This is a genomic window from Companilactobacillus sp. y65-5 (assembly GCF_057541095.1).
In genome coordinates this window covers 112,499-138,056 of record NZ_BAAJOA010000001.1, presented here as the reverse complement: position 1 = coordinate 138,056, position 25,558 = coordinate 112,499, and the positions used below count along the sequence as shown (strand labels likewise).

Sequence of the window (25,558 nt, the reverse complement as noted above, 5' to 3'; positions counted from 1 at the left end):
ATGGAAGTAATAACCCCAATTGATAGTTTTAGGTAGTAAATTGGGATAGACCCATGTTCTACTTAAAGCCAAAAGTACGATTACTAAAAGCGGTAAGAAAACTAATATTATAAAAAATATAAATATAAAAATATTCATGCCTTTTTTCATCTAACCGCCCCTTTGTGGCCACCAGGAATATGTCTACTGATCAACAGAGCAATTGCGGCGAACAAGATCGAGAAAATTGACAACGCAAAGTTCAAACTCATGATCAACGGTAGCTTAGTATAATCCCCTTGGACGTACAGGTTGTAGATATAAACCGGGATCAGTTCCCTCGTCTGATTACCTAATAGGAAGGGAACCTCATATGAACCAAAATTAAATGAGAAATTAATAATAAAGGCGTTCATGATCGCCGATTGAATCAGTGGCAAAGTTATATAGAAAAAAGTTTTCGTCTTAGATGCTCCAAGATTTGTCGCAACGACATTATATCTGGAGTCTAATTGACGCAAAATTAAGACTAATGAAACTATGACGTAAGGTACTTCTTTCCAAATATACGTTAGCAATATACCGATTTGATGTTGGTCATTGACCAACAACGGAAAACTTGAACCATCGGAGATAATTCCTAATTTAAAGAATACACTCGATAGTGTTCCTGTTTGGCTGATCAGTTGAAGCAATGCCAAGACAATGAAGATATGAGGCAACATCACCGGTAATTGCGAGATTCTAAAAAACAATCTTGATATAAGATTGTTTTTTTTACTAAAGTACACGGCTAACATTAATCCTAATAGACATGCCAAAACCGCACTCATAAGAGCAAAGAAGAATGATCTACCAAAGACATCAAAAAATGATTGTGAATGGAATACCTCTGCATAATATTTGAAGCTGAGTTTTTTCATACCTAAAATTGGATAATAACCGAGACTAGTAATGAATGACTTACCCATTGCACTGATAAAAAACAGTGTAAAGAATAAGTAAAATGGCATAAGTAGAAAGAATAACTTTCTCCTACTTAGCATTTAATACGTGTTCTTTCCATAGATCTTCGATAATTGGAATCTTCTTACCTGAAACTTCTGGAAGTCTCTTCTTGTTAAGTGTATCAACTGGAAGTGTTCCATTCTTGTCAGATGTTTCGTTGATCTTATCTGTAATTTCCTGTGGTACTCTACCTTTTGAATATGGTGGAATTGAGGCACCGTATTTCAACTTAAGTCTTTGAGTTTGTGCTTCTTTACTCAACATTGTATTGACTAGGACTACGGCTGCAGCTTTATCAGGAGCAGTCTTTGGTACTGCAAGATAACTATAATTACCAACAGTTCCTTTATCAAATACAAATGATTCAGCATCATCGTTGAATTTACCATCAGCTTTTTGTGTAGCAGCGTACATTTGGTTATATGAGAAGTCCATAGCGATTTGACCGTCAGCAAACATCTTATCCATTTGAGCAGATGTCTTAGGATATGTCTTACCTTCTTGCCATAGATATGGTTTCAACTCATTTAAGTAGTCCAAACTAGGTTTGATAACCTTGTAAATTCCTTCTTTTGTTGCTGGAGCATTGTTGATTGCATCGAAACCAACTGTTTCATAAATAATATTTCTAATGAAAGCACTACCTGTGAAATCTGGTGGAGCAACATAAGTCAACTTACCAGGATTACTCTTAGCCCAATCCAATAACTTCTCAGAACTAGTTGGATAATCCCCATTAAACATAGTCTTGTTACCGATCATTACTAATTGTGCGTTACCATATGGTACTTCAAGGTGATCGATCGATGTATTCATATCACGTTTTGCATCAGAATCACTTGAAGAAATGTATGTCTTCATATTTGGAATCAAACTATTATCCAATGGTCCATCTAACAAGCCTAATTTCTTAGCAGTGTAGAAGTTCTCACCATTGATCCATACAACGTCGATATTACCGCTCTTCTTGCCAGCTTCTTTTTCAGTAGTTAGCTTCTTGAGGATATCATCGATATCCATAGGAACACGTTTAACTGTGATGCCCTTTTTCTTCATCATTGGTTTAATAACTTCGTCGATCCAACGATTTTGTGTATCTGAGCCACCAAAGCCATAATAAGTGACTGTTTGACCCTTAGCTTCTTTCAAAGCTGTTTTGTAACTTGATGGTAGTTCAGTAGACTTTGAACTACTCTTATCACTATTTGATGAACAACCTGCTAGTACTAATAGTGGTACCAACAATGCAAATAGTATGGATAAAATCCTCTTTTTTTTACCCAAAATATTTTCCCCCAATTAAATCATTTTTTTGTGCTGCCCTATTTTCTTTGGAATATACGTCAGCAAAAACAGAACAACGCCTAATATTGTAAACTTTATTGACAAGGAAGTCGATAGTCCTTCAGTCAATATATCCGATGCCATATATGCGTAGATAAAGCATGCTGGCAACATGGTAATTCCTGATATAAGTGAAAAATTCCAAAACTTCATCGGAGTCAAGGCATATACATAGCTTTGAAGTGCGTATGGAAAAATCGGTACTAATCTAGTCAAGATCAGAAATGAAATTCCATTCTCATCTACACCGCGCATGATCTTCTCGAATGCAGGTTTCTTGCTGTATTTTTCAACTACTACATCTCTTAATAACGTTCTTCCCAAGATGAACGAAATACTTGCACCGACTGTACTACCGATAACCGTCAACAGACCGCCAAGGAATCCACCGTATACGATCCCGGCAACGATTGCCAAGAGTCCACCCGGTAACATAAACACAGCAGTAATGATACAAAGCAAGATAAATGCAAAGTATCCTATGAATCCTTGCGCTTGGAACCAATGTTGCATAGAAGCAACATCATTTAATTCACTTATCAAGCCCGTCTTATAAAAAATGAAAACTCCAACTACCATTAAAACTACAAAGATTGTAACTTTTTTCATATTCACACTCCTTAGAGCAGAGCACAATTATTCAGAAAGCATCTTCTTTTCTTGTCTCTTCTGCATAACTTTTTTAGCAACTAGTGAAGCAACAATCAAGATAATGAAGGCAATGAGTCCCATGAAGAGCATTAGTTTGCTTCCACCTAAACTCTCACCTACAAATGAATAAACAATCGTTGCTGGTAATTGTCCAATTCCTGTCGCAATTAAGAATTTTCCAACTTTCATATCAGTGAATCCAGCACCATAACTGACTTCATCAAATGATATGAACGGCAATAGACGCAAGATAATAATCGTGTAATCACCATAATCATTGAAGAACCCATCCATCTTAGCCAAAGCTCTCTTTGTGATAACTTTTTCGGCTAATGGACGACCAATTCCTTTGGCAATGTAGAAGCATAGTAATGCTCCCAACATAGCACTTGACCATGAGAGAATTGCACCAAAGAACCAACCGTAAAGATATGCGTTCGCAAATGTCAATACGAAAGCTGGTAGAGGTGCCAAGACTGACTGGAACACCATCAAAAGTGTTGAAATCAATGGTCCCCAGAAACCAAAACTGTTGATATAATCACGAACAGCTTTGATATCTAGTTTGGCTAACATAACACTCATCTTATTGATGAAGTCATGATAACCAGGAACTACATAGTATGCGCCAACTAGAATAACAAGAAAGGCGATTGTAACAACCAAGCTTATCTTACTCTGTGTAGTAAGTTCCTTGATCTCATCACCTTGTTTTAACTTAGCAACGGGATGCAAGTGACTATCGATTCCTAATACAACTAACCAAACTAATAAAACAATTGCTACGATCAGAGCAGTAGTAGTTAGATCCCAATGAGCGTGGAACAACTCACGAACAGTCGCACCTGTGATTACCACCAATGATTGCCAACCATTAAGCATTAATAGAAGAACAAATGAAACCAACGTCGTTATCCAAGTCTGAGAAAATCTAAATATTGCCCAATTCTGATTCAATTTCTTTCCATAGTACAAATAACATAAATAAACAATTACTGCCACAATAGGTATAATCCAGCCTAATGAGAAGCGCATTTCTAGCCAAGTAGATTTCCAGGCTAGGAGTGAACAGAATAAACCAATGAAAACAGCATTGTATAGTATTCTCAACCTAGTCATACATCATTCACCTACTTTGCAATTTTTACAACAACAGCCATCTTCTTACCATCTTTTGGTAGAACACTTGATTTACCTGTGAAATGTTCGCCGTAGCTGAAGCCATATTTAGCACCTGAAGCAATACCTACTGGACAACTGTCAAAGCAAAGAACACATCCTGTACCCATTTTGTTGTTTGTTGCCATGTTGCCACCAAATCTGAAGTCTAGATTCTTAACATTTTTACCATTTACTTGAACAGCTTTTTCAGCTTTAACTCTCTTACCATTGATTACGAAATAAACTTTTAAAGCAGTACCTTTGATCTTTGTACCAGCTTTTGATTTCTTTGTAAGGTTGTTGCCACCCTTAGCGCCAAGTTTCTTCATACCATCATAAAATTGCTTTGGAGTAACTTCTGTTTGTAGCAATGTCTTGCTACCGTTTGAACCATCTGTATTAACGATTACGTGACGTGTACCTTGTGTGAAGTATGTACCGTCAACTGTTGTTAGCAATGTAAATTCTTTTTTCTTCTTATTAACCTTATAAGGTTTGCTTGTAGTTACACCCTCAGTAGATGATTTAGCTTGAACATTTGTTGAAACTGCAAATGCCATTCCTACTACTAATAAGAATGAAGCAATGAAGCTAAGAATTATTTGTTTCTTTTTCATTATTATTTCCCCCAGGAACTTGAAAACTAGTTTTCAGTTCATTTAATTTACAACGCGACAAAACACACGGATTAATATATTAAAACCATGTGTCGTCTTTTTACTATTAACTGATAATTTAGTCGATGAATCTTTAAGCCAATGAAACTATTTAAGAATCTTTACGTCTTTAGAACGTGGATCCCCAACTTGTACTTGATACTTAGATGGGTCTTTCTTGTGAGCTTTATCCCATGAGAACCAGCCACCATCATAAACGTGAACATTATCCCAGCCAGCTTGGTAAGTGATAAAGAATGCAACAGTTGCACGCCAACCAGTACCACAGTAGAAGTAAATATCACTTGTAGGTTCGATTCCCCACTTCTTCCATGTTGGTGCTAATTGATCAGCAGTCTTAACAGTACCGTCTTTGTTCAACAAATATTTTACATCTGAACTAGTCTTACTTGACTTAGCATATACGGCACCTTTTGGTTCACCCTTATCCTTAATGTATGAATAACCACTAGTCTTACCAGTGAATTCCTTCCATGCACGAGTACTTGCAAGGATGGCATCAGGATTGTCTTTCTTGATTGCTAAATATTCAGCTGGTGTTTTAACTTCATATTTAGCGTTAGCTGGAACATCTGCTCCAAAGTCAGTTGCTGCTTTAACTTTCTTAGCTGCACCTTTTTGAACTTTGAAATCAGATTGTTTCCAACCGTCGTATCCACCATCTACGATTTTGATATTATTTACACCAGTCCACAATGCTGCAAAGGCAACACGTGAAGCGGCACTAATATCAGTAGAATATACGATCAGAGTAGTGTTACTTGTAACACCATTCTTTAGTAATAATTTCTTTATTTGTTCAGCAGATAACAAATTCCATTGATTCTTTTCAGATTCAACTGAGTTTGTATTGATGTGAACAGCACCTGGAATATGACCCTTTTTGAAAGTCTTATCGTTTCCGTAAGAAGCTTCAAAAATTTGATAATCCTTCACATCAGTTTTCCCCTTGATAACATTGTTAACCCAATGTGGACTAACAAAGACTCGAGGACCCTCCGTTTTCTCAGTGTCATCCTTTTGTGCATAATAGGACTTTGCTTCTACTTCGGTTGGATTTGAAAAATAAAATACCGAACCGATTGTAAGCAATAATCCCATTATGGCAAAAAGTATGGCCTTACTTTTTTTCATACTGCTTTTCCCCCATTCCTAATTGTGACCTTGTGACCGTTTTCATTATATAATTACATTCTTTACTAAACAATACAAAATAGGCATAAAAGCTATTTTTTTACAAAAATAATAATAGTTTTCAAAAAAATGTGTTATTTTCATTCAAACGTATATTTTTGTTTTCAAATAGCGTAAAATATAAATTTTAAGCAAAAAAAAAGACCGAAGTGAAATTCACTTCAGTCCTTGATTAACTATAATTAAGCAGCGTGTTTGAGATTTTCGATAGCTTTTTCGATGGTTGTACCATTACCAAAGCGATTGCTATCATTAATGTCCACTGCTGTGAATAATTGACTATCCAAATCTAATAAAATTCTGTATTTCATATTATTCACGCCTCCTTTGTGTTCCGTATATCTAAGAGGTAGCGATGAAGGTCATCATACTATGATACTATCCAATAGTCAACCCTTTTTGCTTAATTCTTGACAATCGTATTTATAAGTAAGATTATATAGTCACAGATTAAAAAAGGAGAATTTAATTGGCCGATATATTTTTAAATATCTTAAAATGGGTTCTAATTATTGTGGTTGTTAGCTTCTTGATCATTCATGTTGCTATTCCACTGGTTATAATCATTGCAGTCATTGGTGGAATCTATTATCTATATCGTAGACATAAGGCAAACCAATATACACCTGAAGGTCGTAAAAAAGTAAATTAACAACCAAAAAGCTGGCTTACGCCAGCTTTTTTTTATTCTTGAATATAAGGTACGCCTGCCTTATCAGCAGAAAGACGTTCGATACCTTCAAAAATCGCATCTTCGGCATCTTTAATATATGTTATTTCTAAGTTAGTTAAGTCCGCATTGATTTCATTGGTTAATTCTAATTGATCAAACATGACATGCATCAAGTTTGTGTATGCCTCTGAGTCTTTTTCAGAATAATTTTCCATGCCCATAAAGTAAAATTGACCGATCATCAAAAATAGATCCATGATATCAAGCTTATAGATTCCCTCTGAATTGGTGTATTCTACCCATGGATAACGCTCGTTCAGCTTGCCTAATACTTCAATTAAGTCTAAGAAAGAATCATATGCATTCACATGTGCCTTCTTGTATGAATCAAACTCTTCTTTGACATCTTCTTCGTCATTTTCAGATTGGAACAAAATAGCTTGTTCTAAAGCAATCGCACTGATACTTTTTTTGGTGATATTACTATTGAATCTCGCAAACTCATAACTTAAATCATAAGCTATTTGTGCAAAATCATCAGCAATTGATTGGTATGAAGCTAACTCCATCCTATCGTCGAATTCACCACTAATATTCAATTCAGTTTGAACAGCAACTTGGATTTTTTCGATCCATTCGATCAAATCGCTATAACTATTAGCGAATCGTGCTGAGTTAAACATTATGTAATCTTCAAAAGTAATGTTCTTATTGTCGTCCATGAGTTTTCTCCTTAGGATCCTTTTTGTCTGATGTAAATGATATAACAATTAATAGTAAACCAGCTCCGGCGGCAGACCACAAGTAATTTGTCGTGAACCAACCAAAGAAATATCCCAAAACAGCTACCACTAATAAGAATATTCCTAGGTATCTGTCAATTTTCATCAATAAATTCAATTTTTAATCCTCTTTTTTACCTTTTTGTTTAAAAAAATACTAAAATAGACCTATGTAATTATCTTTTATTATACATAAAATGTTATCGGAGGACTAGCAATGGAAAAATCTGAAAAACTTGAAATCTTAGACGACCTGATCAAATTTAGAACTGTAAATGGTGACGAAAAAATCGTGGCCGATTACTTAAAAAAACTTTTTGATAAACATGGTATTCAAACTGAATTAGTCGAATATGCTGAAAATCGTTACAACTTGATTGCTACCATAAAAAATAGCGACGGCCCTATTCTTGGTTTTACTGGACACGAAGATGTTGTCGCCCCAGTCGATGAAAGCAAGTGGAATTACGATTCATCATTTAAGCCCAAACACATTGATGGAAAAATCTTTGGACGTGGAACTTCAGATATGAAAGGTGGACTCGCTGGTATGGCAATCGCCTTGATTGAATTAAATGACGATGAGTCTTTCAATGGCAACATTAAGTTCATCGCTACGGTCAGTGAAGAAATTGGTGAACTTGGTGCAAAACAACTTTCAGATGCCGGTTATGCTGATGATCTCTCAGCCTTAGTAGTTGGTGAACCTACGAACTCAACTTCTAAGTTAGTGACTGACAAATTAGCTGGAAGTGGCTTGATCAGAATTACACAACCTAACCCTAGCGAATATGGACGTCATTCGATTTTCTGTGCTCACAAAGGTTCTGTTACTTATCAGGTGATTTCTCATGGTAAGGCAGCACATAGTTCGATGCCTGAGGTTGGAATCAATGCACTAGATAATTTAGTTACCTATTATAATAAACAAAATGAATATTTTGATAAACTGACTTCCGCCGATGATGACGTATTGGGTAAAACTAAACCAGTAGTTACAATCTTCAATTCGGGTGATCAAGAAAATACTATCCCTGAATATGCTGAAATGACTGTCAAAATTAGAACCATCCCCGAATATAACAATGACAAGATTATTTCTGAACTAGAAGAAATCGTCCAGAATTTGAATCAATCTGATTCGAAGATGAACCTTGAGCTGAAAGTCGAGAGTAGCAACTGGCCTGTTAAAACTGACTTGAATTCTGGATTCTTACAAATAGTTCGTGATGCTTATAAGGAAGTTTGGATGCAAAACGCAATTGCTGTAGGTGCCCCCGGCGGAACAGATGCTTCACAATTCGTCGAAGCAAATCACGATCTAGAAGTGGTTGTTGCTGGACCTGGTAACGAAAGTGCTCATCAGATCAATGAATTTGTTTTTGAAGACGATTATTTGAAATTCATTGATATATATAAATTAATAGCTAAAAAATTCTTCGAATAATTAATAGATAATATAAAAACACTTTTAAAGTCGTATTCATAACTTTAAAAGTGTTTTTTGTTTAAACTGTTAATTCAATTTGATTTCCTTCGGGGTCACAAACGACGCTCTCATAATATCCATCACCGGTCGTACGTGGTCCACTCAAGTGTCGATAACCATCAGCTTCAATTCTGGCAGTCAATTCATCGACAGCTTCTTTTGATCCCAACGAAAAGCCAATGTGCATATATCCTAATGGAAAACCACTGATACGATGCGGATTTAAATCATCTCGATTGCAAACCTCAAGTCGTACACCATCTGGAAAACTCAAGAATCTTGAAGAAAACGTTGAAACTGGATTATGATATTTTTCTGATGACTTTGCCTCGAAATAAGTCTCATAAAACTTTACGGTTTCTTCGATATCTTTCACATATAAACCAACATGCTCAATCTTCATAAAAATCCCCCTAATGCTCCCACAGTTTGTGGGAGTATTGATACTTGAAATCACCTAAGTATCATTAGTATCAGTTTAACATTTTTTTTTTTAAAAGTTATTCTTTTCGAATCAGATGTCTAGTCCATTGCTTTTTTAATACTTACCAAGGTAACCTCAGATGTATTTTCAAAATTAATGTCAGCTTCATGCAAGACCTCAGGATCTCCAACGCCAACTGAAGTCTCGCCCGCACCATTGATAGATTTTACACCAGCTGATGCATCTTCAATACCGATACATTCTTCGGGCTTCAAACCTAATACTTCTGCCCCGCGAGCAAATATCTCTGGATCTGGTTTACCATGTTTCAGTGTCGATGGATCGATTCGATATTTGAAGTATTCTGCCAAGCCTAGTTGCTTCAAGACTAACGGGGAATTCTTAGAAGCAGATGCTAGTGATAACTTGTAATCATTTTCTTCTAGACTTCTGATAAAATCAGCCATCCCTGGCAATATCGCACTCTTATCCATATCTTTGAGTAAGTTCAAGTAATTAGTATTTTTTTCTTCAGCCAGCTTTTCTTTTTCTTCAATTGTATAATCGTTCTCTTTACCACCAGATTTTAGAATCAATTCTAGTGAATCCATCCGACTGACACCCTTGAGATCATTTGCCAGTTGATCAGTCCAGGCAACGCCTAGTTTGTCAGCCAATTGATGCCATGATTTACCGTGGTATACTGACGTATCAGCGATGACTCCGTCTAAGTCGAATATAAAACCTTTGATTTGTTCAAATTTAACCATGTTAGACACTCCCATTTAATAAAAAAGGCTAAGACAAATAATATGTCTCAGCCCTCAATTATTTTTTTGATTAATTCAGTGTAATAGATTTGCCATCAACTTCAATATCAAGTGGATCACCTGAAATCAGCTTGATGTCAGAACCTTCTTGATCAACATTAACTTCGATAACTCGACCTCTGAAGACTTGCCTGAACGAATAACTGTCCCATTTCTTCGGTAAGAATGGCTTATAACTCAAGACTCCGTCAGAATGTACTCTCATTCCAGCAAATCCTTGAACTATCGCTAACCAACCACCAGTCATTGCGGTGATATGCAATCCGTCATCGGTATCATTATTATAGTTATCTAAGTCTAGTCTAGCGGTTCTCTCATATAATTCAACTGCTTTATCTTCATAATGAAGGTCGGCTGCCAATACAGAATGAATTGCGGGTGAAAGACTTGACTCATGAACGGTCAAGGGTTCATAAAAATTGAAGTTAGCTTGCTTTTCTTCGGGAGTGAAATCCTCGATGAAGTCCCAAATACCTTGCAAGACATCGCCTTGTTTAATATAAGGTGAGCGTAGGATCTTGTCCCATGACCAGTGTTGATTGATCGGCAATTGATCCTTGGGAATATCACTGACTGGTGCAAGTTCCTTATCCAAAAATCCGTCATGTTGGACAAAGATGTTGAGACCTTGGTCATATGGCATGTACATTTTGTCTATAATGTCTTGCCACTTGAATCGTTCTTCATCCGAAACATTCAGTTTCTTTGCTTGTTCATCAGAAACTTCCTGCAAAATTTTAAGAGTATATTCCAAAGTCCATCTGGCTAGTAAATTAGTATCCCAATTGTTGTCAACGTTGTTTTCATACTCATCTGGCCCAGTAACGCCATGGATCATGTACTGATTATTACGCATACTGAAGTGTACTCGATCAGCCCAGAAGCGACTGATCTCTGTCAATATCTCACTACCTTCATGGAGAACAAACGACTTGTCACCCGTATAGCGAGTGTAATTGTAAATTGCAAAGGCAATATCACCATTACGATGTATCTCTTCAAAGGTGATTTCCCATTCATTGTGACATTCAATTCCGTTGAACGTGACCATTGGGAATAGTGCGCCTTTCAAACCTTGCTTACGCGCATTAACAAATGCACCATCTAGTTGTTTGTATCGATACATGAGTAGGTTTCGAGTTACTTCTGGCTTGGTGATCCCTAGATAAACTGGCACGCAGAAAGCCTCAGTATCCCAATAGGTCGCTCCGCCATACTTCTCGCCAGTGAATCCCTTAGGTCCAATATTCAACCGTGCGTCATCACCATAGTAAGTTGAGAATAACCCAAACAGGTTAAATCGCATACCTTGTTGTGATTCGTCATCACCTTTGATTTTGATGTCTGATTGATTCCAACGATCTGCCCAGACATTCTTGTGTGATGTCAACAATTCATCGTAAGAATGGTTTGCGACTTCATCGGATAATTTATTCATGGCATTAGTTAAGTCTGTATTCGAATCATAGTCCCTTGAAGTTACGACCACAACACGCTTTTCGATCATAGCAATATCATCTAACCCAAGTGTGATTGTAAATGTCTCGCTGGTTTCAGAGTCAGTAACTGTCGAATCAACTTTTTCCATCACCGTAAAGTGGTGCATTTCCATTCCGGATGTAAATTGTGGCGTTCCAAAGTCATTCGGTTTAGTTTGAGCAACCAAGCTATGTTCATCAATGTGTTGAACATTCCAAAAATGTTCGTCGTAATTGGAATCTTCATTGACGACATTCGAATCAATTGCAGAGATTGCTTTTATTTCTACATTGCTACCAGATAAGTTACGGAAGCTCACTTTTTGAACTGATAGTTCTTTTTGAGCTACACTCAAGAATCTTTCAAATTTAAACTCAACCTTTGCTTTACCTTTGGTAACTACAAATGATCTGGATAAAACTGCATTTTTCATATTTAAATCTAATTTAAAATTACTGATCGAATCTTTGCCAAGATCCAATTTTGAACCGTTGATCAAAAAATTGATCTTAATAAAATTGACTGCGTTGATAACTTTTCCAAAATAGTCCGGATAACCATTCTTCCACCAACCAACACGTGTCTTATCTGGATACCAAACTCCAGCAAGATAGATACCTGGTAGACTATCACCCGTGTAGTCTTCTTCAAAATTTCCACGCATCCCCATGTAGCCATTACCTAGACTAGTCATACTCTCTTGTAGACGGCGATCGTCTTTTTCTAGCTTATGCGTGACGATATTCCAGGGATCAACTTCAAATATCCGCTTCATTCATTTACACCTCCTAAATAAAAAGGTAATTAGGTAAATAAACTACCCAATTACCTTTTTAAAATCCTCTAAAGAATCGTTTCTTCTGTATCATCATCAAAATAATGAGCTTTTGTCATTTCAAGAGCCATTGTTACTTCCGCTCCAGGTTCATGATAATCACGTGAGTTAACTTTTGCAATAAAATCTGTATTTCCTAATTTTGAATACAACATTGATTCAGAGCCTAACAGTTCGGAAACTTGAACTTTGGCACTAATGGTTGCATCTGGAAATGCTTGAATCGCAACTTGTTCAGCGTGGATATCTTCTGGACGAATACCAAATGTTAATTTCTTACCTTCGTAGCCTTTTTCCTTTAGGATCTTGTATTGACCTTCAGGTACGACCAGATCGATTCCTTCATCATTTGTAACTTTACCATCTGCAAGAGTTACGTCAAAGAAGTTCATGGCTGGCGAACCGATGAATCCGGCAACGAATTTGTTTACTGGCTTATTGTATAGATCAGCTGGCGATCCTACTTGTTGAATTTTACCATCACTCATGATTACGATTCGATCAGCCATTGTCATAGCTTCGACTTGATCGTGAGTAACATAGATAAAATTACGACCTAATCTTTGATGCAACTGAGCAATCTCGGTACGCATTTGAACTCTCAATTTGGCATCCAAGTTAGATAATGGTTCATCAAGTAAGAATAACTTGGCATCACGGACGATAGCACGTCCTAAGGCAACACGTTGTCTCTGACCACCAGAGAGGGCACCTGGTTTACGTTTAAGATAATCTGTTAAGCCTAGGATCTTAGCAGCGTTTTCGACACGCTTCTTAGTATCAGCTTTGTCGTTCTTACGAATATTTAGTCCGAAGGCCATGTTGTCAAAGACGGTCATGTGAGGATACAAGGCATAGTTCTGGAATACCATAGCGATATCACGATCTTTGGGAGCAACCTTATTCATTACCTTCCCATCCATCTTAAAATCACCATCAGTTATATCCTCCAAGCCAGCTATCATGCGCAATGTGGTGGATTTACCACATCCGGAAGGTCCAACAAAGACAATAAATTCACCATCTTTAATGTCTAGGTTGAAATCACTAACTGAATAGTCAGTATTGCCTTGATAGCGTTTATAAATGTGATCTAAATTAATTTCTACCATTTTTAACGCTCCTTTTATTTTTTTGACTTCCAGTTAATTAATGATTTTGATCATTAATCAATCTAGATGTGTCCGCCACACCCAAAGTCAATCATTTTTTACTACTTTGCCACCTAATAAACGATAAGAAATGTAAGTAGCTAAAGAAATACTACATATAACACTTAGAAATGCTAATTGTAAGACAAAATTTATCAGAATCAGAACTAAGAAAATAACGACTGAAACAATTATGGGAAATGGCTTAGAAACTAACAACGTTAAGACATTTGCGCTTTCTTTAGTCGCCGATTGAAATGTTGCGGCGATCAATGCCATTAAATATACGAATGTAAAAGTTAGAACTACGGTGTGCCATTGCGTATTCCCTAACGTAATTTTGTTAAGTACGATCATAACTATGGCAACTGTACCAAATCCAAAATTGACTTTATAATCTTGTAATTGTTCAAACCATTCTTTAAAGAAATACTTGAAAAAACTACTACTGCCATTAACTTGCCATTGCTGAACTGCTGAAAAACTAGCAGTCAATCCAGGTATCGTGAATAGTGAAAGCATCAACCACATAACGAATAGTACGATGTAATAAACACTCGATACCGGCAAATTGGAAAGGATAATTGCGGTTAAAATCACCGAAAAATTTATCAAAAAGAATGAAACATTGATGGTAAATAAAGACCAGATCCAATTTCCAATGGTCATTAATTTTTGACCATTTTTCGAGTTCAAATTAATCACATTATCTCCTCCTTAATTACTTAACAGCACCATCTGTAACACCTTTGATGATCCACTTCTGTGCGAATAGATAGAAGATGATTACAGGTAAGATAGAAATTGTGATTCCGGCTAAGGCTAAATGCCATTGCTTCGTGTATTGACCGAAGAAGTTAAACATTTGTAGCGGAATCGTATATTGCGTCTGTGGCAATACCAGCGATGGTAATAGGTAGTCATTCCAGATCGCAATGATATTTAGGATGGCAACCGTAACTGTCATAGGGCTAAGCATTGGGAAAATAACCTTGTAGAATATTTGCCAACGGCTTGCGCCTTCCATCTCAGCTGCCTCGTCCATTGCTAGTGGAATACTGGACAAAGTACCTTGGTACAAGAATATAGATAAACTACAATCAAAACCTAAGTACATTACAACTAGACCCCACATGTTCAAGAAATGAACACTACCAAAGTTAGCTGTCAAAGGAATCATAACTGATTGGAATGGAATCAACATTGCTGAAATGAACAACATTAATAGCCAACCGCTCAATTTAGATTTGTTTCTTTGAAGTGCATATGCTCCCATTGAGGAGCCGAGGATTATTACCAATACTGAAGCAACAGTAATAATCAATGAATGAGTTAATGAAGCCATAAAATCTAGAGCATGAAAGGAATTCACGTAGTTAGATGTTGTGCTTTGTACTGGAAGTGAAAGCACTGATGCGAAAATCCCTTTAGGTGTCTTAAATGAGTTAGTAAGGATCAAATAGAATGGGAATAACCAGATGATTCCAAGAAGTATTCCAAAAATTCCCAAAATCGTTCTACTTTTTTTGCTCATTATAGATCCACCTCCCTCTTACGGTTATAGAAGACTTGCAACAATGATATTGCAGCAACGATCAAGAAGAAGATCATAGCCTTAGCTTCTGATAAGGCGAAATTACTTGAGTTATACGCTGTATTAACAATATCCATAGCCAACATTTGTGTTGAATGATATGGTCCACCATTCGTCAATGAAAGGTTTTGGTCGTAAATCTTGAATCCGTTTGAAAGTGTCAAGAACATGCAAACTGTGAATGCTGGTGCGATCATTGGAAACGTGATTTTGGTGAAACGTTGCCAAGCTGAAGCACCGTCGATTTCAGCAGCTTCAATAACTTCATTAGGGATATTTTGTAAGTATGCGATATAAATGATCATGATATAACCACTCATTTGCCATACTGTAACGATTACTAATCCCCAAAAACCTGTGACCTCATTGGTGAGCCAATTTTGCAACCAACCCATGTGTAATGCGTCACCTAAAGCTGAAAATCCTTGTGTGAAAATGAATTGCCAAATAAATCCTAGGATTAAACCACCAATCATATTTGGCATGAAGAATACGGTACGTAGGAAATTACTTCCCTTGAATTTTTGTGTTACTAGTAATGCTAACCCTAAGCCGATCACGTTCAGTAGAATAACAGTTACAATAACAAAGCCCACTGTAAACCAAAAGGCGTTAATAAACGCCTTATCGTGGAACAATTGAATGTAATTTTGAAATCCTACCATCTTGGTATAAGTAAGACCATCCCAGTTAGTAAATGAATAGAATAAACCTTCAATTACTGGAATGAATACAACCAAGGCTAACGCAACGAGGGTTGGCGTTAAAAATAGCCAAAATGAAAGACTTCTATTTTTCATATTCATTGCCCTCTTTTGTCAAACTAGTTACCTTTTTGTTGTTTTGCCCAGCCATCTGTCATATTCTTGACTGTCTTTTCCCAGCTTTGCTTGCCAGATAAGTACTTTTGTAGGTTAGGTTGTGCAACGTCTGGATCCCAAGCAGTACCTGTGTATCCAGGGAATGCCCATCCAGTTGTTTGGCCCTTTTGTTCGTAGTCATAAACTACTGATGTTAATGGGTCTGACATCTTCAAATCATCGTAACCTTTGTATGCTGGTACATAGTGAAGCTTATTAACAACGGCTTTCTTACCTTCTTTAGATGTGTATAGCCAATCTAAGAATTGTTTAGCAGCCTTTTGTTCTGTTGCTGTCTTACGCTTGTTAACTGCCCAGTATAGTGATGTTCCGACTGGTAATTTTCCTTCTTCACCAGGTACAGGAATTGGAATCATACCAATATCGTTTTGTGCGAAGTCCTTATCAATACCTTCAACAGTTGGATAGATCCAGTCACCTTGTTGAATCATGGCTGTCTTACCTTGTGAGAAGTATTGGTTAACTTGTGCTGAGTAATCCATTTGCATTACTGGTTGAATTGAATACTTCTTTTGTAGATCAAGCATTGTCTTCATGTCAGCATTCTTTGAGAACTTCATAGTCTTTGATTTGTAAAGTGTTTGTGCGTTACCGTTATAATCTTGTGCTAAGTAAAGGTTGAGCAAGTGGTCTGACATGATCCATGCTTCCTTACCAGGTAATGCGAAGACACCCTTGATGCCTAGTTGTTCTTTTTGTGCATCCAATTGCTCAACCGCAGCTTGTAATTTATCAACTGTTGTCAAACTTTCTGGATCGATACCAGCCTTTTCGAAGACTTTCTTGTTATAGACAAATCCATAACCTTCAACGTTGAATGGTAGTCCAACTGTCTTACCATCTGACTTAACGGCGCTCAATACGCCAGGTAGTGCAGCCTTGGCTGTCTTTGTGTCTGAAAGATCTGCTTCATAAGCCTTAAATTGCTTAACGTCGGCAGGACCAGCCAAACTGAAGATTGTAGGTGAGTTACCTGATGAGATTCTTGTCTTTAAAACAGGATCATAATCAGTACCACCACCGATAGAAGTGATCTCGATAGTAACATTCTTATGAGTCTTCTCATATTGCTTAGCAATTTGTTTTAATTGCTTGTTGTTTTCTACCTTCCCTTGTAGAATAGTGATCTTTGTTTTATCACCGGAAGATGATGAACTGCCACCACTACTACATGCAGCTAATGTAAAAGTCGCTCCAGCTGCTAACGCAACCACAGCAATTCGTTTTCCGAAACGTTTCCAGAAACCTTTTTTCATTACCTTGACCCCCTATATAATAATTTCTTTACTACGCCTATAATTATCTTTCTGATAACGTTTTCTTGCAAGCGGTTTCGAGATGTTACCGATAACAGAATTGTTCCATACCAATTCAAAAAGCCAAGCTAATCCCTTGACTAGCTTGGCTTACAGAGTTTCTTTAATATTCAATTATGACTGGGTCGTAATCCATCGATAGCAACCCGTGATGTATTTCAACGCTATTTTCAGTAATTAAATTAGTGTATTTTGCATCTGGAATATTCAATTTAACGTGCGATATTTTGCTCTTGAGTGAGAAAATCCCCACACGAGTTTTGTTACCTAACTTGAAGGTGACTTCGACAATATCATCATCTAGGGCTTCAACGTCATACTCGCCCTTATACTGAATCTCATCTTGGCTCAATTCATGCATTCGTTTGATCAACGAACTTAAATCAAGATCCGTATTCCAATTTAGCTTGTCAACGTCAAACAGACTAGGTGTATGTGTCATCCCGACCTCTTGACCAGCATAAACCAATGTTGAGCCCTTTTGAAAGGCCGCAAATGCAGTCCAATTTATCAAATCATTCTCATTTGGGAACAGGTCATGTGCCCGATCTTGATCATGATTTTCTAAACCACGCATCTTGATATAATTTGCAGGATAGATCAATTCCTGTTGGTTCAAGGCTTCTACATAGCGCTTCAGCGGTATCTCACCTCTGATATAGCTGCGATAAATTTGGTCAATATCGTAATCATAGGCGAAGTCAAATGCACGGTAGATTTCACCATCAGAGGATATCCAGTATCCCTTGTCACGAATGGCCTTAATATAATCGCCACCAGTTGATTCAGCTAGCCACAAAATATTATCGTTGACCTTGGAGACTTCCTGACGTGCCTTCTCCCAGAACTGGATCGGGACTTGTGGAGCTACGTCACAGCGGAAACCATCAACAACTTTTGCATACATTTTCAATGTTTCGATTTGATAATTCCACAAACCTTGTTCAGAGTAATCAAGTTCTGCTACATCACTCCACTCAGGGTTCTTGTTATACAGATTACCTTCGTCATCGTGTAAGAACCACTCTGGGTGTTCCTTCAAGAGAACTGAGTCCCGTGAAGTGTGATTGTAGACGATATCGATCATTGCCTTCATGCCATGCTCGTGTATAGCTTTGACTAAATGTTCAAAGTCTTCCCAAGTTCCTTGAGCTTTTTCGATTTTTCGATAATCTTGGATGGCATAAGGAGAACCTACACCACCCTTACGGTCGACAACTCCAACAGGATTAATTGGCATTAGCCAAATATAATCAGTTCCTAAATTTTTAATTCGCTCTAAATCAGCTTCAAGCGCCTTTAGAGTGCCCTCTGGCGTGTGATTACGAGTAAAAATACAATAAATTTGAATTTTTCTGAGATCGATATTAGTTTGATATGCCATTGATAACTCCTCCATTGTTTGACAGCGCACAACATCCCCATGCTTCTAAGTGAATCGTGCGATTGCTAATTTTGGTTTCTTGATTCGATAATACGACTTGCAAATCGTCCTGCGTTGGTAATTGGTAATCAGAATCACTGTCAGAAAAATTAACTATTACCATACCAATACTATCATTTGTACTCCGTTGAAATACAAATAAGTTCTTATCAGTCTTGAGAAGGCGATAATTTCCCGACGAGAAACAATCACTCGACTTCAATTTGAGTAATTTTTGATAAAAGCTCAATAGACTGTTCGCATTGATCAATTCTTGATTGGCATTTTCCGACGAATGATCCGCCCAATTCCATGGCCTGACATTTGAGAATCCGGCATATTCGGATTCGTCCCATTGAAACGGTCCACGTGCCGTCATCTCATCTTGAGAGTTTAATAACTTTAATATCTTATCATCTGGAACTTTTTTTGCTTGCAGACTACTGATCAAATCAACCGCTCGTTGGTCATCAAAGTCAGATAATCGTTGATATTGCAGGCCGTGTTGGCCAATTTCTTCACCGTAATAAATAATTGGGACCCCACGTTGAAGAAACATCATCATTGCCAATGCTTTTTTGAGTTTGACATCATCAGTCGGCAATTTGAGTCGGTCGATGAACCGGCTGATGTCGTGATTGCCCCACGTCAAAGCCGGAAAACTGGTATTTGCTAACACGCTCTCCCACTTAACAAAAGTATCTTTGAACCGATCGAGAGACAATTGACGAGGTCTGAAAAATTTTGGAATGTCACCAAAATTGACATCATCATAGACTTCACCAAAATTGTCTGAAGACACGATCATGTCACAGACGGACTCATCTCGTCGAGTATACTCAGCGGCTTGATACGCATTGGCTGAGGCGGCCTCACCTAATAAGAAAATATCCGGATTTCTAGCTTTGATCTGACTTACGAATCCACCGAGGTATTGTTTTACTTCTGGTAAATTGGCGAAGAAGGTATCATCAATTGGATATTTTTTCGAATCATCAAGTGACATTTGACCAATATCGGCTTTGGCCATATGAATAAAGGCGTCCAGTCTAAAACCGTCCACTCCCTTATCAATCCAAAACTTGGCAATGTCCGCCATTGATTTTTGAACTTCAACATTTTTCCAATTTAAATCAGGCATTTTTTTGTCGAATAAATGAAAATAATACTCGTCATCTTCAGGATGTACTTTGGACCAGACACTACCGCCAAAAAACGAACCCCAATTGTTAGGCTCGTGCCCATCGACTGGCTGATGCCAAAGATAATAATCTCTGAAAATACTATTGTCATTATTGATCGCATCTTGAAACCATGGATGTTGGTCTGACGTATGGTTGATCGGCAAGTCCAGTATTATGTGGATTCCGCGCAGATGCGCTTCAGACAGTAATTGTTCAAAATCTTCTTTAGTTCCCAAACTGGGATCGATCGCAAAGTAATTCGAAACATCATAACCATTGTCAATTTGAGGAGATACAAAAATCGGGTTCAACCAAATAGTATTAACGCCTAATTGCTTAATGTAATCCAACCTTTTGATTATTCCGGGTATATCCCCAATCCCATCACCATTTGTATCTTGAAAACTCTTTGGATAAATTTGATAAATAATTGCATTATCATACCATTTCATCACAGCTTATCCCCCAATCCAGTAAACGCTTCCACTCAAGTATAAAAAAATAAGCCTACTAATAACAAGGCTTACATAGATGTTACCGATAACAATATTATTATCTCAAAGTACCGCCTAAACAAATCTTAGGTTCAAAGATAAGATTTCCTTGCGAAGACTTAGAATTTATTTTATCGAGCAGGTTCTCACCACAAGCACTACCCATCTCGATTATTGATTGTTTAACAGTTGTGATTTTTGGTGATGCGACTTGGCTTAGGAAGACTCCATCAAAACCCGTCACACCGTAATCATCCGGTATCGAACCGCCACAACGTGCGATGCCCCGTTCGATACCCATAGCCAGCCGATCTGATGCACAAATAAAGGCGGTATTTTTTTCGATTTTATCCCAATTTTTAGTGATGAATTCCTCTGATAAGTGACTATGATTTCCAAAACGATAAAGTTCTGGAATGATTTGATTTTCTTGAACTTGCTGAATGAAACCAGCCTCACGCGAATATTCGAATGATTCCCTACTATCCATACCTATATATACAAGATGTTCATAGCCGCGGTCTAGGACTAGTTTTGTCATCTTATAAGTACCAGCCTTGTTATTTGTATCAACATAGTCCAATCCGTAACGATTCTCACCAAACATTATTACTGGTTTGTCTAGATTCTTGATCCAGTCGAGATCATCCTTACGCATACCAGTGATGATATATCCATCGCAATTACCAATATCAAAGTTACGACGCGTAACTAATTGTAATGAGTATTGGTGCAGATCAAGTGTTTTAGCAATGCCGACCATTAAATTCATAAAATAAGGCTCGGTCGTATCAATATCTTCCAAAATACACAGTTTAACAATACGTGTAGAATTATTAACTAATGCCTTAGCAATCAAGTTAGGATGGTAATCCAATTCTTGCATAGCCTGATATACCAATTGTTTAAGTTCATTAGTAACCATATCTGGATGATTGATGACACGTGAGACTGTCATCTTCGAAACATTGGCACGCTTTGCCACATCCATAAGTGTCGCCATATATCACAACTCCCTTAAAGAATTTAACCCTTGTGCTTTCAATTATACCAATTCCCAGATATGTGGTCATTATTATTTTAATAAAAAAATCCAACCTTAAAATTAATAAGATTAGATTTTGACATCATTTTAATTATCTAAATTATTCTAATAATTATTTTTTATTAGTTTTGCATTTTTAACATCAGCAATCGTCTTCGTACCAGCTAATTGCATGATGGTCTTGAACTCGTCATTCAAGTGTTCAACGACGGAATAGACGCCATCAGCACCACCAAGTGCTAAACCATAAATAACTGGTCTGGCAAGTGCAACCATGTCAGCACCACTTGCAAGAGCCTTAAATACGTGTGATCCACGACGTATACCACTATCAAAGATGATAGGAACCTTGTGATTTACGGCCTTGGCAACATCACTTAAGACATCGAATGATGCTGGTCCACCGTTCAACTGACGACCACCGTGATTAGAAACATAAATACCATCAGCACCAGCACCGATTGCTAGAAGTGCATCCTCAGGACTTTGCACACCCTTAACGATTACTGGTAAGCCAGCGATTTCCTTGATACGTTTAACATCATCCGGACTGATCTTTTGGGCTGCAGCAGCATAAATTTCACCGATACCCTTACCTTTGCCATCACCCTCACTGAACTTAGTCAAGTTTGCCATTGGAATCGGGAATTGAAAATCATTAACGATGTCAGATTCACGATAACCGTCCACCGTAGCATCTGAAGTTAAAATAATTGCCTTTGCTCCAGCTTCTTTTGCTTCATTAATCAGACTTTCGTTAAAATTCCAGTCTTTACTCATGTACAATTGGAAAAATTGGGGAGCACCGTTACCAGCTGCCATAGTATCTGCAATGGATGTCGAAGAATATGTACTCTGTGACATCAAAGCTCCAGCTTTAGCAACACCAGCAGCAGTGTCGATCTCACCCTTGGCATGTGCCAAACCTTGGGCAGCAGCAGGTGCCATCATGATTGGTGTCTTGACGTCGATACCAAAAATACTAGTATTAGTTTGAGGATCATCGATATCACTCAATACTCTAGGGATGATTTGAACGTGATTGAATGCATCACTATTGTGATTTAGCGTCCAGTTATCCTCAGAACCTCCACTAATGTATCCGAATCCACCCTCAGGAATGATTTTTTTGGCCTCAGCTTCAAGACTAGGTAAATTTAAAACTTTAATTTCTTTCTCATTATCATTTTGAAAATATCCATTAAACTCTGTCATTAGCAATTCCTCCAATTTTTATCATGATCACATTAATACAAAAATTATAATTTAACAAATAATCTTTCTCGATAATTGACAAAGTGCCAAAAAAACAGCCTTGAAGTCGGGCAGACATCAAGACTGTTTTGGTTACGGATTAGCTTATGATATGTAGTTTGTATTTGATAAATGTTCAAATTCATTTACCAGTGTTCATTATCACGCTAAAAACTTATCCCGTAAACACCTTATCAACAATATAACTAATTCGTTAGTCTAGTCTTACATTTTTGTAAGATTGAATAAATTTCTAACAAGTATTATGTTAAAGAGATAGAACAAATCCTCAAGGAGGCAATAAATTGACACCTTTTAATGAATTTGCATTAGCTATTTCAGCAATCATCTTAGTAATCACTAGTATCGTTGGAGTTATTCTGCTTTCAACTTCAGTCTTCAAAATAAACGCATCACTGAAGAAGACGGTTGATGTGATAGAGACGTATCAAAGGCCATATTTGGTGATCACCCTGATTGAGAATCACCTATCGATCAAAAATACCGGAAAATCTCAAGCTACCATCGACTCGTTTATCATCAATGACGATGAAACACTTGATGAACTAGACAACAAAGTCATCAATCCTAAACAATCATTTTTGATAAAAAACAATTTTAAAAATCAGAAAGAATTAGACGTAAAAATAACTTATCATAGTGACAGCAAATCATATCAGGAGAACCTTTTCCTCAAGTAGGAGGTTTCACTATGCAAAGTGGCACATTAGCAGATTGGGTGACTGGTATCGGCGAACTATTAGCTGTAATAGTCGCGCTATTCTTACCATACGTCAGTCGACACAAGACAGTCAGCACTTGGAATATGCGGGCAAAACAAATGATTTTTCGTTCAGTCAAAAAAATATTTCAATGTAATGGTAAGGAAGACGTCCAAATCAATGAAAATTTTGAGAATTTAAGTTTGTTCATCGAAGTATACTCAATAATTGCCACTTCTAATTCGACTATCAAAATAATCAATTCTGGTGATAAAATTTTGGAAATAATTGGTGACTCCCATAAATTGAATGATAATCAGATTAGAGAAATCACTGATATTGTCACGAATCTAAAAAAATAAATGCCAATTACATCTTTACAAATCGAATTATCTCGATATAATGTGCTTATGGAAAAAATTATTAATGCATTTAAGGCTCTGTCAAATCCAATCAGACTAGATATATTATATTGGCTCAAAAACCCTACAGAGGAGTTTTCCAAAACTCTCTCCCATAAAACTATTGATTTCATGATGAACGAAAAAGGAGGAATTTGTGTTGGCGATATAGTTCAGAAATCGGGATTAGCACAATCAACCATGTCAAAATATCTAAAAGATTTGGAATCCGCAGGTTTCCTCCTTTCAGAGAGACATGGAAAATGGACATACTACCGTAGAAATGAAAAAAATATTCAATTGCTAGCAGACTTTATAAAAAAAGAGCTATAATTTTTTTATAAATACATATCGAAAAAACTCGATAAATAAATATGAAAAGAGAAACATACAATGTCAAACAAATATCGTTTTCAAGAACCATTTTTATTCAAAAATGGAATATCAGTAGACAATCGAATCGTTATCCCTCCTATGACCGAAGGATCTAGTCTATCTGATGGAACTGTGTCAACTGACGAACTAAATTATTTTAACTTACGCGGTGGTCAAACCGGGATTTTTATTTCCCCTGTCGCAAATATCTCGGAATCTGGTAAAGGCTTTGAGGGAGAATTATCTGTAGCGGATGATAATTTTATTCCTCGATTAAAGATGATGGCTAATTATATGAAGAAGGACAGAACAAAAGCTATATTACAAATATTTCATGCTGGTAGATCAACGAATAGTAATATTTTAAGAGGTAGAATACCATTATCTCCAAGCGCTATTCCTAGCGAAACCAATCCATATGAGACACTTAAAGAACTATCAAATGATGATATTGAAGCTATCATCATTGAATTTGGAGAAGCTACTAGGCGAGCTATTTTAGCCGGCTTTGATGGCATCGAATTGCATGGAGCTAACGGATATTTATTGCAACAATTCTTTTCACCACACGCGAATAAAAGGACTGATAAATGGGGTGGAAACTTAAATAAGAGAATGAATTTTCTTTTGGCAGTGATAGATAAAGCACATGAAGTGATTGAAAAGTACTCCAACAAGCCATTTTTACTTGGTTATCGCATTTCTCCAGAGGAAGTTTCTACCCCAGGTGTATCAATAAACGATACATTAAAACTCGTTGATATAATTGCCGACAAACCTCTAGATTACTTACACATATCTCAAAGATATGTTTGGAGAACATCGGCTGACCGCAATAATGGAACTGAACCGTTAATATGGAAAATAAAAGAACAATTACATGATAGATTACCATTGATTGCGGTGGGTTCTATCGCTACACCTGAACAGGCAGAGGAAGTAATTGAAAAAGGTATCGATTTTGTCGCTTTAGGCAGAGAATTTTTAATTGATCCTCACTGGCTAACCAAAATTGAAAATAATTCAGAGGATACGATCAATTATACAATTTCACCTGACCATCTTGATGAAATTGCAATTAATCCCGCTATGTGGAAGTATATTACGACTAAACCTCATGATGATCCTAGAAGTTTGATTAGTGATGTCAAAAGTTTTCGTTCACAAATCTAAAAAAATGCCATACGATCGT

The 25,558-nt window shown here is 37.0% G+C and carries 27 protein-coding genes; 6 read left to right on the top strand and 21 right to left on the bottom strand.

The genetic code is table 11. The features are described from left to right. Positions 1 to 146: 146 nt before the first annotated feature. From AC27FM_RS00785 to AC27FM_RS00755, 7 genes are all read right to left on the bottom strand, one after another. The gene (locus tag AC27FM_RS00785) at positions 147 to 992 is read right to left on the bottom strand and encodes an ABC transporter permease (RefSeq protein ID WP_487085277.1); all 846 of its coding nucleotides are present in this window, start codon (positions 990 to 992) and stop codon (positions 147 to 149) included. Positions 993 to 1,014: 22 nt separating this feature from the next. Next, positions 1,015 to 2,271 (bottom strand): ABC transporter substrate-binding protein, encoded by a 1,257-nt coding sequence (locus AC27FM_RS00780; protein WP_487085275.1) that lies wholly within the window; start codon positions 2,269 to 2,271, stop codon positions 1,015 to 1,017. 15 nt (positions 2,272 to 2,286) lie between these two features. Then, positions 2,287 to 2,940 (bottom strand): TVP38/TMEM64 family protein, encoded by a 654-nt coding sequence (locus AC27FM_RS00775; protein ID WP_487085274.1) that lies wholly within the window; start codon positions 2,938 to 2,940, stop codon positions 2,287 to 2,289. 27 nt (positions 2,941 to 2,967) lie between these two features. Next, entirely contained in the window at positions 2,968 to 4,101 is a 1,134-nt protein-coding gene (locus AC27FM_RS00770) for a TVP38/TMEM64 family protein (RefSeq protein WP_487085272.1), read from the bottom strand. An 11-nt stretch (positions 4,102 to 4,112) separates the two neighbouring features. Beyond that, positions 4,113 to 4,760, bottom strand: a complete 648-nt coding sequence (locus tag AC27FM_RS00765; RefSeq protein WP_487085270.1) for a YdjY domain-containing protein — start codon at positions 4,758 to 4,760, stop codon at positions 4,113 to 4,115. A gap of 147 nt (positions 4,761 to 4,907) precedes the next feature. Further along, the gene (locus tag AC27FM_RS00760; protein ID WP_487085268.1) at positions 4,908 to 5,954 is read right to left on the bottom strand and encodes a sulfurtransferase; all 1,047 of its coding nucleotides are present in this window, start codon (positions 5,952 to 5,954) and stop codon (positions 4,908 to 4,910) included. Between the two features lie 242 nt (positions 5,955 to 6,196). Beyond that, the gene (locus AC27FM_RS00755; RefSeq protein WP_487085266.1) at positions 6,197 to 6,325 is read right to left on the bottom strand and encodes a hypothetical protein; all 129 of its coding nucleotides are present in this window, start codon (positions 6,323 to 6,325) and stop codon (positions 6,197 to 6,199) included. A gap of 158 nt (positions 6,326 to 6,483) precedes the next feature. Between AC27FM_RS00755 and AC27FM_RS00750 the strand changes: the two genes are divergently transcribed. Continuing rightward, a complete protein-coding gene (locus tag AC27FM_RS00750; protein WP_487085264.1) occupies positions 6,484 to 6,666 on the top strand; it encodes a hypothetical protein in 183 nt (60 codons plus the stop codon). Between the two features lie 32 nt (positions 6,667 to 6,698). Here AC27FM_RS00750 and AC27FM_RS00745 read toward each other — a convergent pair whose 3' ends face one another. After that, positions 6,699 to 7,409, bottom strand: a complete 711-nt coding sequence (locus AC27FM_RS00745) for a hypothetical protein (RefSeq protein ID WP_487085262.1) — start codon at positions 7,407 to 7,409, stop codon at positions 6,699 to 6,701. Beyond that, on the bottom strand, positions 7,396 to 7,587 hold the full coding sequence (locus AC27FM_RS00740; protein WP_487085261.1) for a hypothetical protein: 192 nt from the start codon (positions 7,585 to 7,587) through the stop codon (positions 7,396 to 7,398). The genes AC27FM_RS00745 and AC27FM_RS00740 overlap by 14 nt, the downstream gene beginning before the upstream one ends. Before the next feature lie 99 nt (positions 7,588 to 7,686). Between AC27FM_RS00740 and AC27FM_RS00735 the strand changes: the two genes are divergently transcribed. Next, positions 7,687 to 8,916, top strand: coding sequence for a M20/M25/M40 family metallo-hydrolase (locus tag AC27FM_RS00735; protein WP_487085259.1), 1,230 nt, complete (start codon positions 7,687 to 7,689; stop codon positions 8,914 to 8,916). 61 nt (positions 8,917 to 8,977) lie between these two features. Here AC27FM_RS00735 and AC27FM_RS00730 read toward each other — a convergent pair whose 3' ends face one another. The 12 genes from AC27FM_RS00730 to AC27FM_RS00675 form a co-directional block, all read right to left on the bottom strand. Beyond that, the gene (locus AC27FM_RS00730) at positions 8,978 to 9,361 is read right to left on the bottom strand and encodes a VOC family protein (RefSeq protein WP_487085257.1); all 384 of its coding nucleotides are present in this window, start codon (positions 9,359 to 9,361) and stop codon (positions 8,978 to 8,980) included. Between the two features lie 119 nt (positions 9,362 to 9,480). Next, a complete protein-coding gene (gene pgmB, locus AC27FM_RS00725) occupies positions 9,481 to 10,152 on the bottom strand; it encodes a beta-phosphoglucomutase (RefSeq protein ID WP_487085255.1) in 672 nt (223 codons plus the stop codon). A 70-nt stretch (positions 10,153 to 10,222) separates the two neighbouring features. Further along, a complete protein-coding gene (locus AC27FM_RS00720; RefSeq protein ID WP_487085253.1) occupies positions 10,223 to 12,466 on the bottom strand; it encodes a glycoside hydrolase family 65 protein in 2,244 nt (747 codons plus the stop codon). A 68-nt stretch (positions 12,467 to 12,534) separates the two neighbouring features. Beyond that, entirely contained in the window at positions 12,535 to 13,638 is a 1,104-nt protein-coding gene (locus tag AC27FM_RS00715) for an ABC transporter ATP-binding protein (protein WP_487085251.1), read from the bottom strand. Between the two features lie 87 nt (positions 13,639 to 13,725). Continuing rightward, on the bottom strand, positions 13,726 to 14,382 hold the full coding sequence (locus AC27FM_RS00710) for a hypothetical protein (protein ID WP_487085249.1): 657 nt from the start codon (positions 14,380 to 14,382) through the stop codon (positions 13,726 to 13,728). A 16-nt stretch (positions 14,383 to 14,398) separates the two neighbouring features. Further along, positions 14,399 to 15,211 carry a carbohydrate ABC transporter permease gene (locus AC27FM_RS00705; RefSeq protein WP_487085247.1) on the bottom strand — a complete coding sequence of 271 codons (813 nt, stop codon included), beginning with the start codon at positions 15,209 to 15,211 and terminating at the stop codon, positions 14,399 to 14,401. Further along, a complete protein-coding gene (locus tag AC27FM_RS00700) occupies positions 15,211 to 16,071 on the bottom strand; it encodes a carbohydrate ABC transporter permease (RefSeq protein WP_487085245.1) in 861 nt (286 codons plus the stop codon). Before AC27FM_RS00700 ends, AC27FM_RS00705 begins: the two co-directional genes overlap by 1 nt. Before the next feature lie 23 nt (positions 16,072 to 16,094). Further along, positions 16,095 to 17,408: an ABC transporter substrate-binding protein gene (locus AC27FM_RS00695; protein ID WP_487085243.1), complete on the bottom strand. Its 1,314-nt coding sequence runs from the start codon at positions 17,406 to 17,408 to the stop codon at positions 16,095 to 16,097. 163 nt (positions 17,409 to 17,571) lie between these two features. Continuing rightward, positions 17,572 to 18,852: an alpha-amylase family glycosyl hydrolase gene (locus AC27FM_RS00690; RefSeq protein ID WP_487085242.1), complete on the bottom strand. Its 1,281-nt coding sequence runs from the start codon at positions 18,850 to 18,852 to the stop codon at positions 17,572 to 17,574. Continuing rightward, the gene (locus AC27FM_RS00685) at positions 18,836 to 20,527 is read right to left on the bottom strand and encodes an alpha-glucosidase (RefSeq protein ID WP_487086056.1); all 1,692 of its coding nucleotides are present in this window, start codon (positions 20,525 to 20,527) and stop codon (positions 18,836 to 18,838) included. Before AC27FM_RS00685 ends, AC27FM_RS00690 begins: the two co-directional genes overlap by 17 nt. A 100-nt stretch (positions 20,528 to 20,627) precedes the next feature. Next, positions 20,628 to 21,572: a LacI family DNA-binding transcriptional regulator gene (locus tag AC27FM_RS00680; protein ID WP_487085240.1), complete on the bottom strand. Its 945-nt coding sequence runs from the start codon at positions 21,570 to 21,572 to the stop codon at positions 20,628 to 20,630. 147 nt (positions 21,573 to 21,719) lie between these two features. Then, positions 21,720 to 22,829: a lactate oxidase gene (locus tag AC27FM_RS00675; RefSeq protein ID WP_487085238.1), complete on the bottom strand. Its 1,110-nt coding sequence runs from the start codon at positions 22,827 to 22,829 to the stop codon at positions 21,720 to 21,722. Positions 22,830 to 23,173: 344 nt separating this feature from the next. On the opposite strand from AC27FM_RS00675, the gene AC27FM_RS00670 reads away from it, so the two are divergent. The 4 genes from AC27FM_RS00670 to AC27FM_RS00655 are packed head-to-tail and all read left to right on the top strand — an operon-like array spanning position 23,174 to position 25,539. After that, positions 23,174 to 23,569, top strand: coding sequence for a hypothetical protein (locus AC27FM_RS00670; protein ID WP_487085237.1), 396 nt, complete (start codon positions 23,174 to 23,176; stop codon positions 23,567 to 23,569). 11 nt (positions 23,570 to 23,580) lie between these two features. Then, positions 23,581 to 23,952 carry a hypothetical protein gene (locus tag AC27FM_RS00665; RefSeq protein WP_487085235.1) on the top strand — a complete coding sequence of 124 codons (372 nt, stop codon included), beginning with the start codon at positions 23,581 to 23,583 and terminating at the stop codon, positions 23,950 to 23,952. 48 nt (positions 23,953 to 24,000) lie between these two features. Beyond that, entirely contained in the window at positions 24,001 to 24,324 is a 324-nt protein-coding gene (locus tag AC27FM_RS00660; protein ID WP_487085233.1) for an ArsR/SmtB family transcription factor, read from the top strand. 60 nt (positions 24,325 to 24,384) lie between these two features. Then, positions 24,385 to 25,539, top strand: coding sequence for an NADH-dependent flavin oxidoreductase (locus AC27FM_RS00655; protein WP_487085232.1), 1,155 nt, complete (start codon positions 24,385 to 24,387; stop codon positions 25,537 to 25,539). The last annotated feature ends 19 nt before the right edge of the window (positions 25,540 to 25,558 follow it).

Excerpts from the sequence above, each read along its gene's own strand:
- AC27FM_RS00785 (WP_487085277.1), bottom strand. The coding sequence starts at position 992 with ATGCCATTTTACTTATTCTTTACACTGTTTTTTATCAGTGCAATGGGT.
- AC27FM_RS00775 (WP_487085274.1), bottom strand. The coding sequence starts at position 2,940 with ATGAAAAAAGTTACAATCTTTGTAGTTTTAATGGTAGTTGGAGTTTTC.
- AC27FM_RS00770 (WP_487085272.1), bottom strand. The coding sequence starts at position 4,101 with ATGACTAGGTTGAGAATACTATACAATGCTGTTTTCATTGGTTTATTC.
- AC27FM_RS00765 (WP_487085270.1), bottom strand. The coding sequence starts at position 4,760 with ATGAAAAAGAAACAAATAATTCTTAGCTTCATTGCTTCATTCTTATTA.
- AC27FM_RS00760 (WP_487085268.1), bottom strand. The coding sequence starts at position 5,954 with ATGAAAAAAAGTAAGGCCATACTTTTTGCCATAATGGGATTATTGCTT.
- AC27FM_RS00755 (WP_487085266.1), bottom strand. The coding sequence starts at position 6,325 with ATGAAATACAGAATTTTATTAGATTTGGATAGTCAATTATTCACAGCA.
- AC27FM_RS00745 (WP_487085262.1), bottom strand. The coding sequence starts at position 7,409 with ATGGACGACAATAAGAACATTACTTTTGAAGATTACATAATGTTTAAC.
- AC27FM_RS00735 (WP_487085259.1), top strand. The coding sequence starts at position 7,687 with ATGGAAAAATCTGAAAAACTTGAAATCTTAGACGACCTGATCAAATTT.
- AC27FM_RS00730 (WP_487085257.1), bottom strand. The coding sequence starts at position 9,361 with ATGAAGATTGAGCATGTTGGTTTATATGTGAAAGATATCGAAGAAACC.
- pgmB (WP_487085255.1), bottom strand. The coding sequence starts at position 10,152 with ATGGTTAAATTTGAACAAATCAAAGGTTTTATATTCGACTTAGACGGA.
- AC27FM_RS00720 (WP_487085253.1), bottom strand. The coding sequence starts at position 12,466 with ATGAAGCGGATATTTGAAGTTGATCCCTGGAATATCGTCACGCATAAG.
- AC27FM_RS00715 (WP_487085251.1), bottom strand. The coding sequence starts at position 13,638 with ATGGTAGAAATTAATTTAGATCACATTTATAAACGCTATCAAGGCAAT.
- AC27FM_RS00705 (WP_487085247.1), bottom strand. The coding sequence starts at position 15,211 with ATGAGCAAAAAAAGTAGAACGATTTTGGGAATTTTTGGAATACTTCTT.
- AC27FM_RS00700 (WP_487085245.1), bottom strand. The coding sequence starts at position 16,071 with ATGAAAAATAGAAGTCTTTCATTTTGGCTATTTTTAACGCCAACCCTC.
- AC27FM_RS00695 (WP_487085243.1), bottom strand. The coding sequence starts at position 17,408 with ATGAAAAAAGGTTTCTGGAAACGTTTCGGAAAACGAATTGCTGTGGTT.
- AC27FM_RS00690 (WP_487085242.1), bottom strand. The coding sequence starts at position 18,852 with ATGGCATATCAAACTAATATCGATCTCAGAAAAATTCAAATTTATTGT.
- AC27FM_RS00685 (WP_487086056.1), bottom strand. The coding sequence starts at position 20,527 with ATGAAATGGTATGATAATGCAATTATTTATCAAATTTATCCAAAGAGT.
- AC27FM_RS00680 (WP_487085240.1), bottom strand. The coding sequence starts at position 21,572 with ATGGCGACACTTATGGATGTGGCAAAGCGTGCCAATGTTTCGAAGATG.
- AC27FM_RS00675 (WP_487085238.1), bottom strand. The coding sequence starts at position 22,829 with ATGACAGAGTTTAATGGATATTTTCAAAATGATAATGAGAAAGAAATT.
- AC27FM_RS00665 (WP_487085235.1), top strand. The coding sequence starts at position 23,581 with ATGCAAAGTGGCACATTAGCAGATTGGGTGACTGGTATCGGCGAACTA.
- AC27FM_RS00660 (WP_487085233.1), top strand. The coding sequence starts at position 24,001 with ATGGAAAAAATTATTAATGCATTTAAGGCTCTGTCAAATCCAATCAGA.
- AC27FM_RS00655 (WP_487085232.1), top strand. The coding sequence starts at position 24,385 with ATGTCAAACAAATATCGTTTTCAAGAACCATTTTTATTCAAAAATGGA.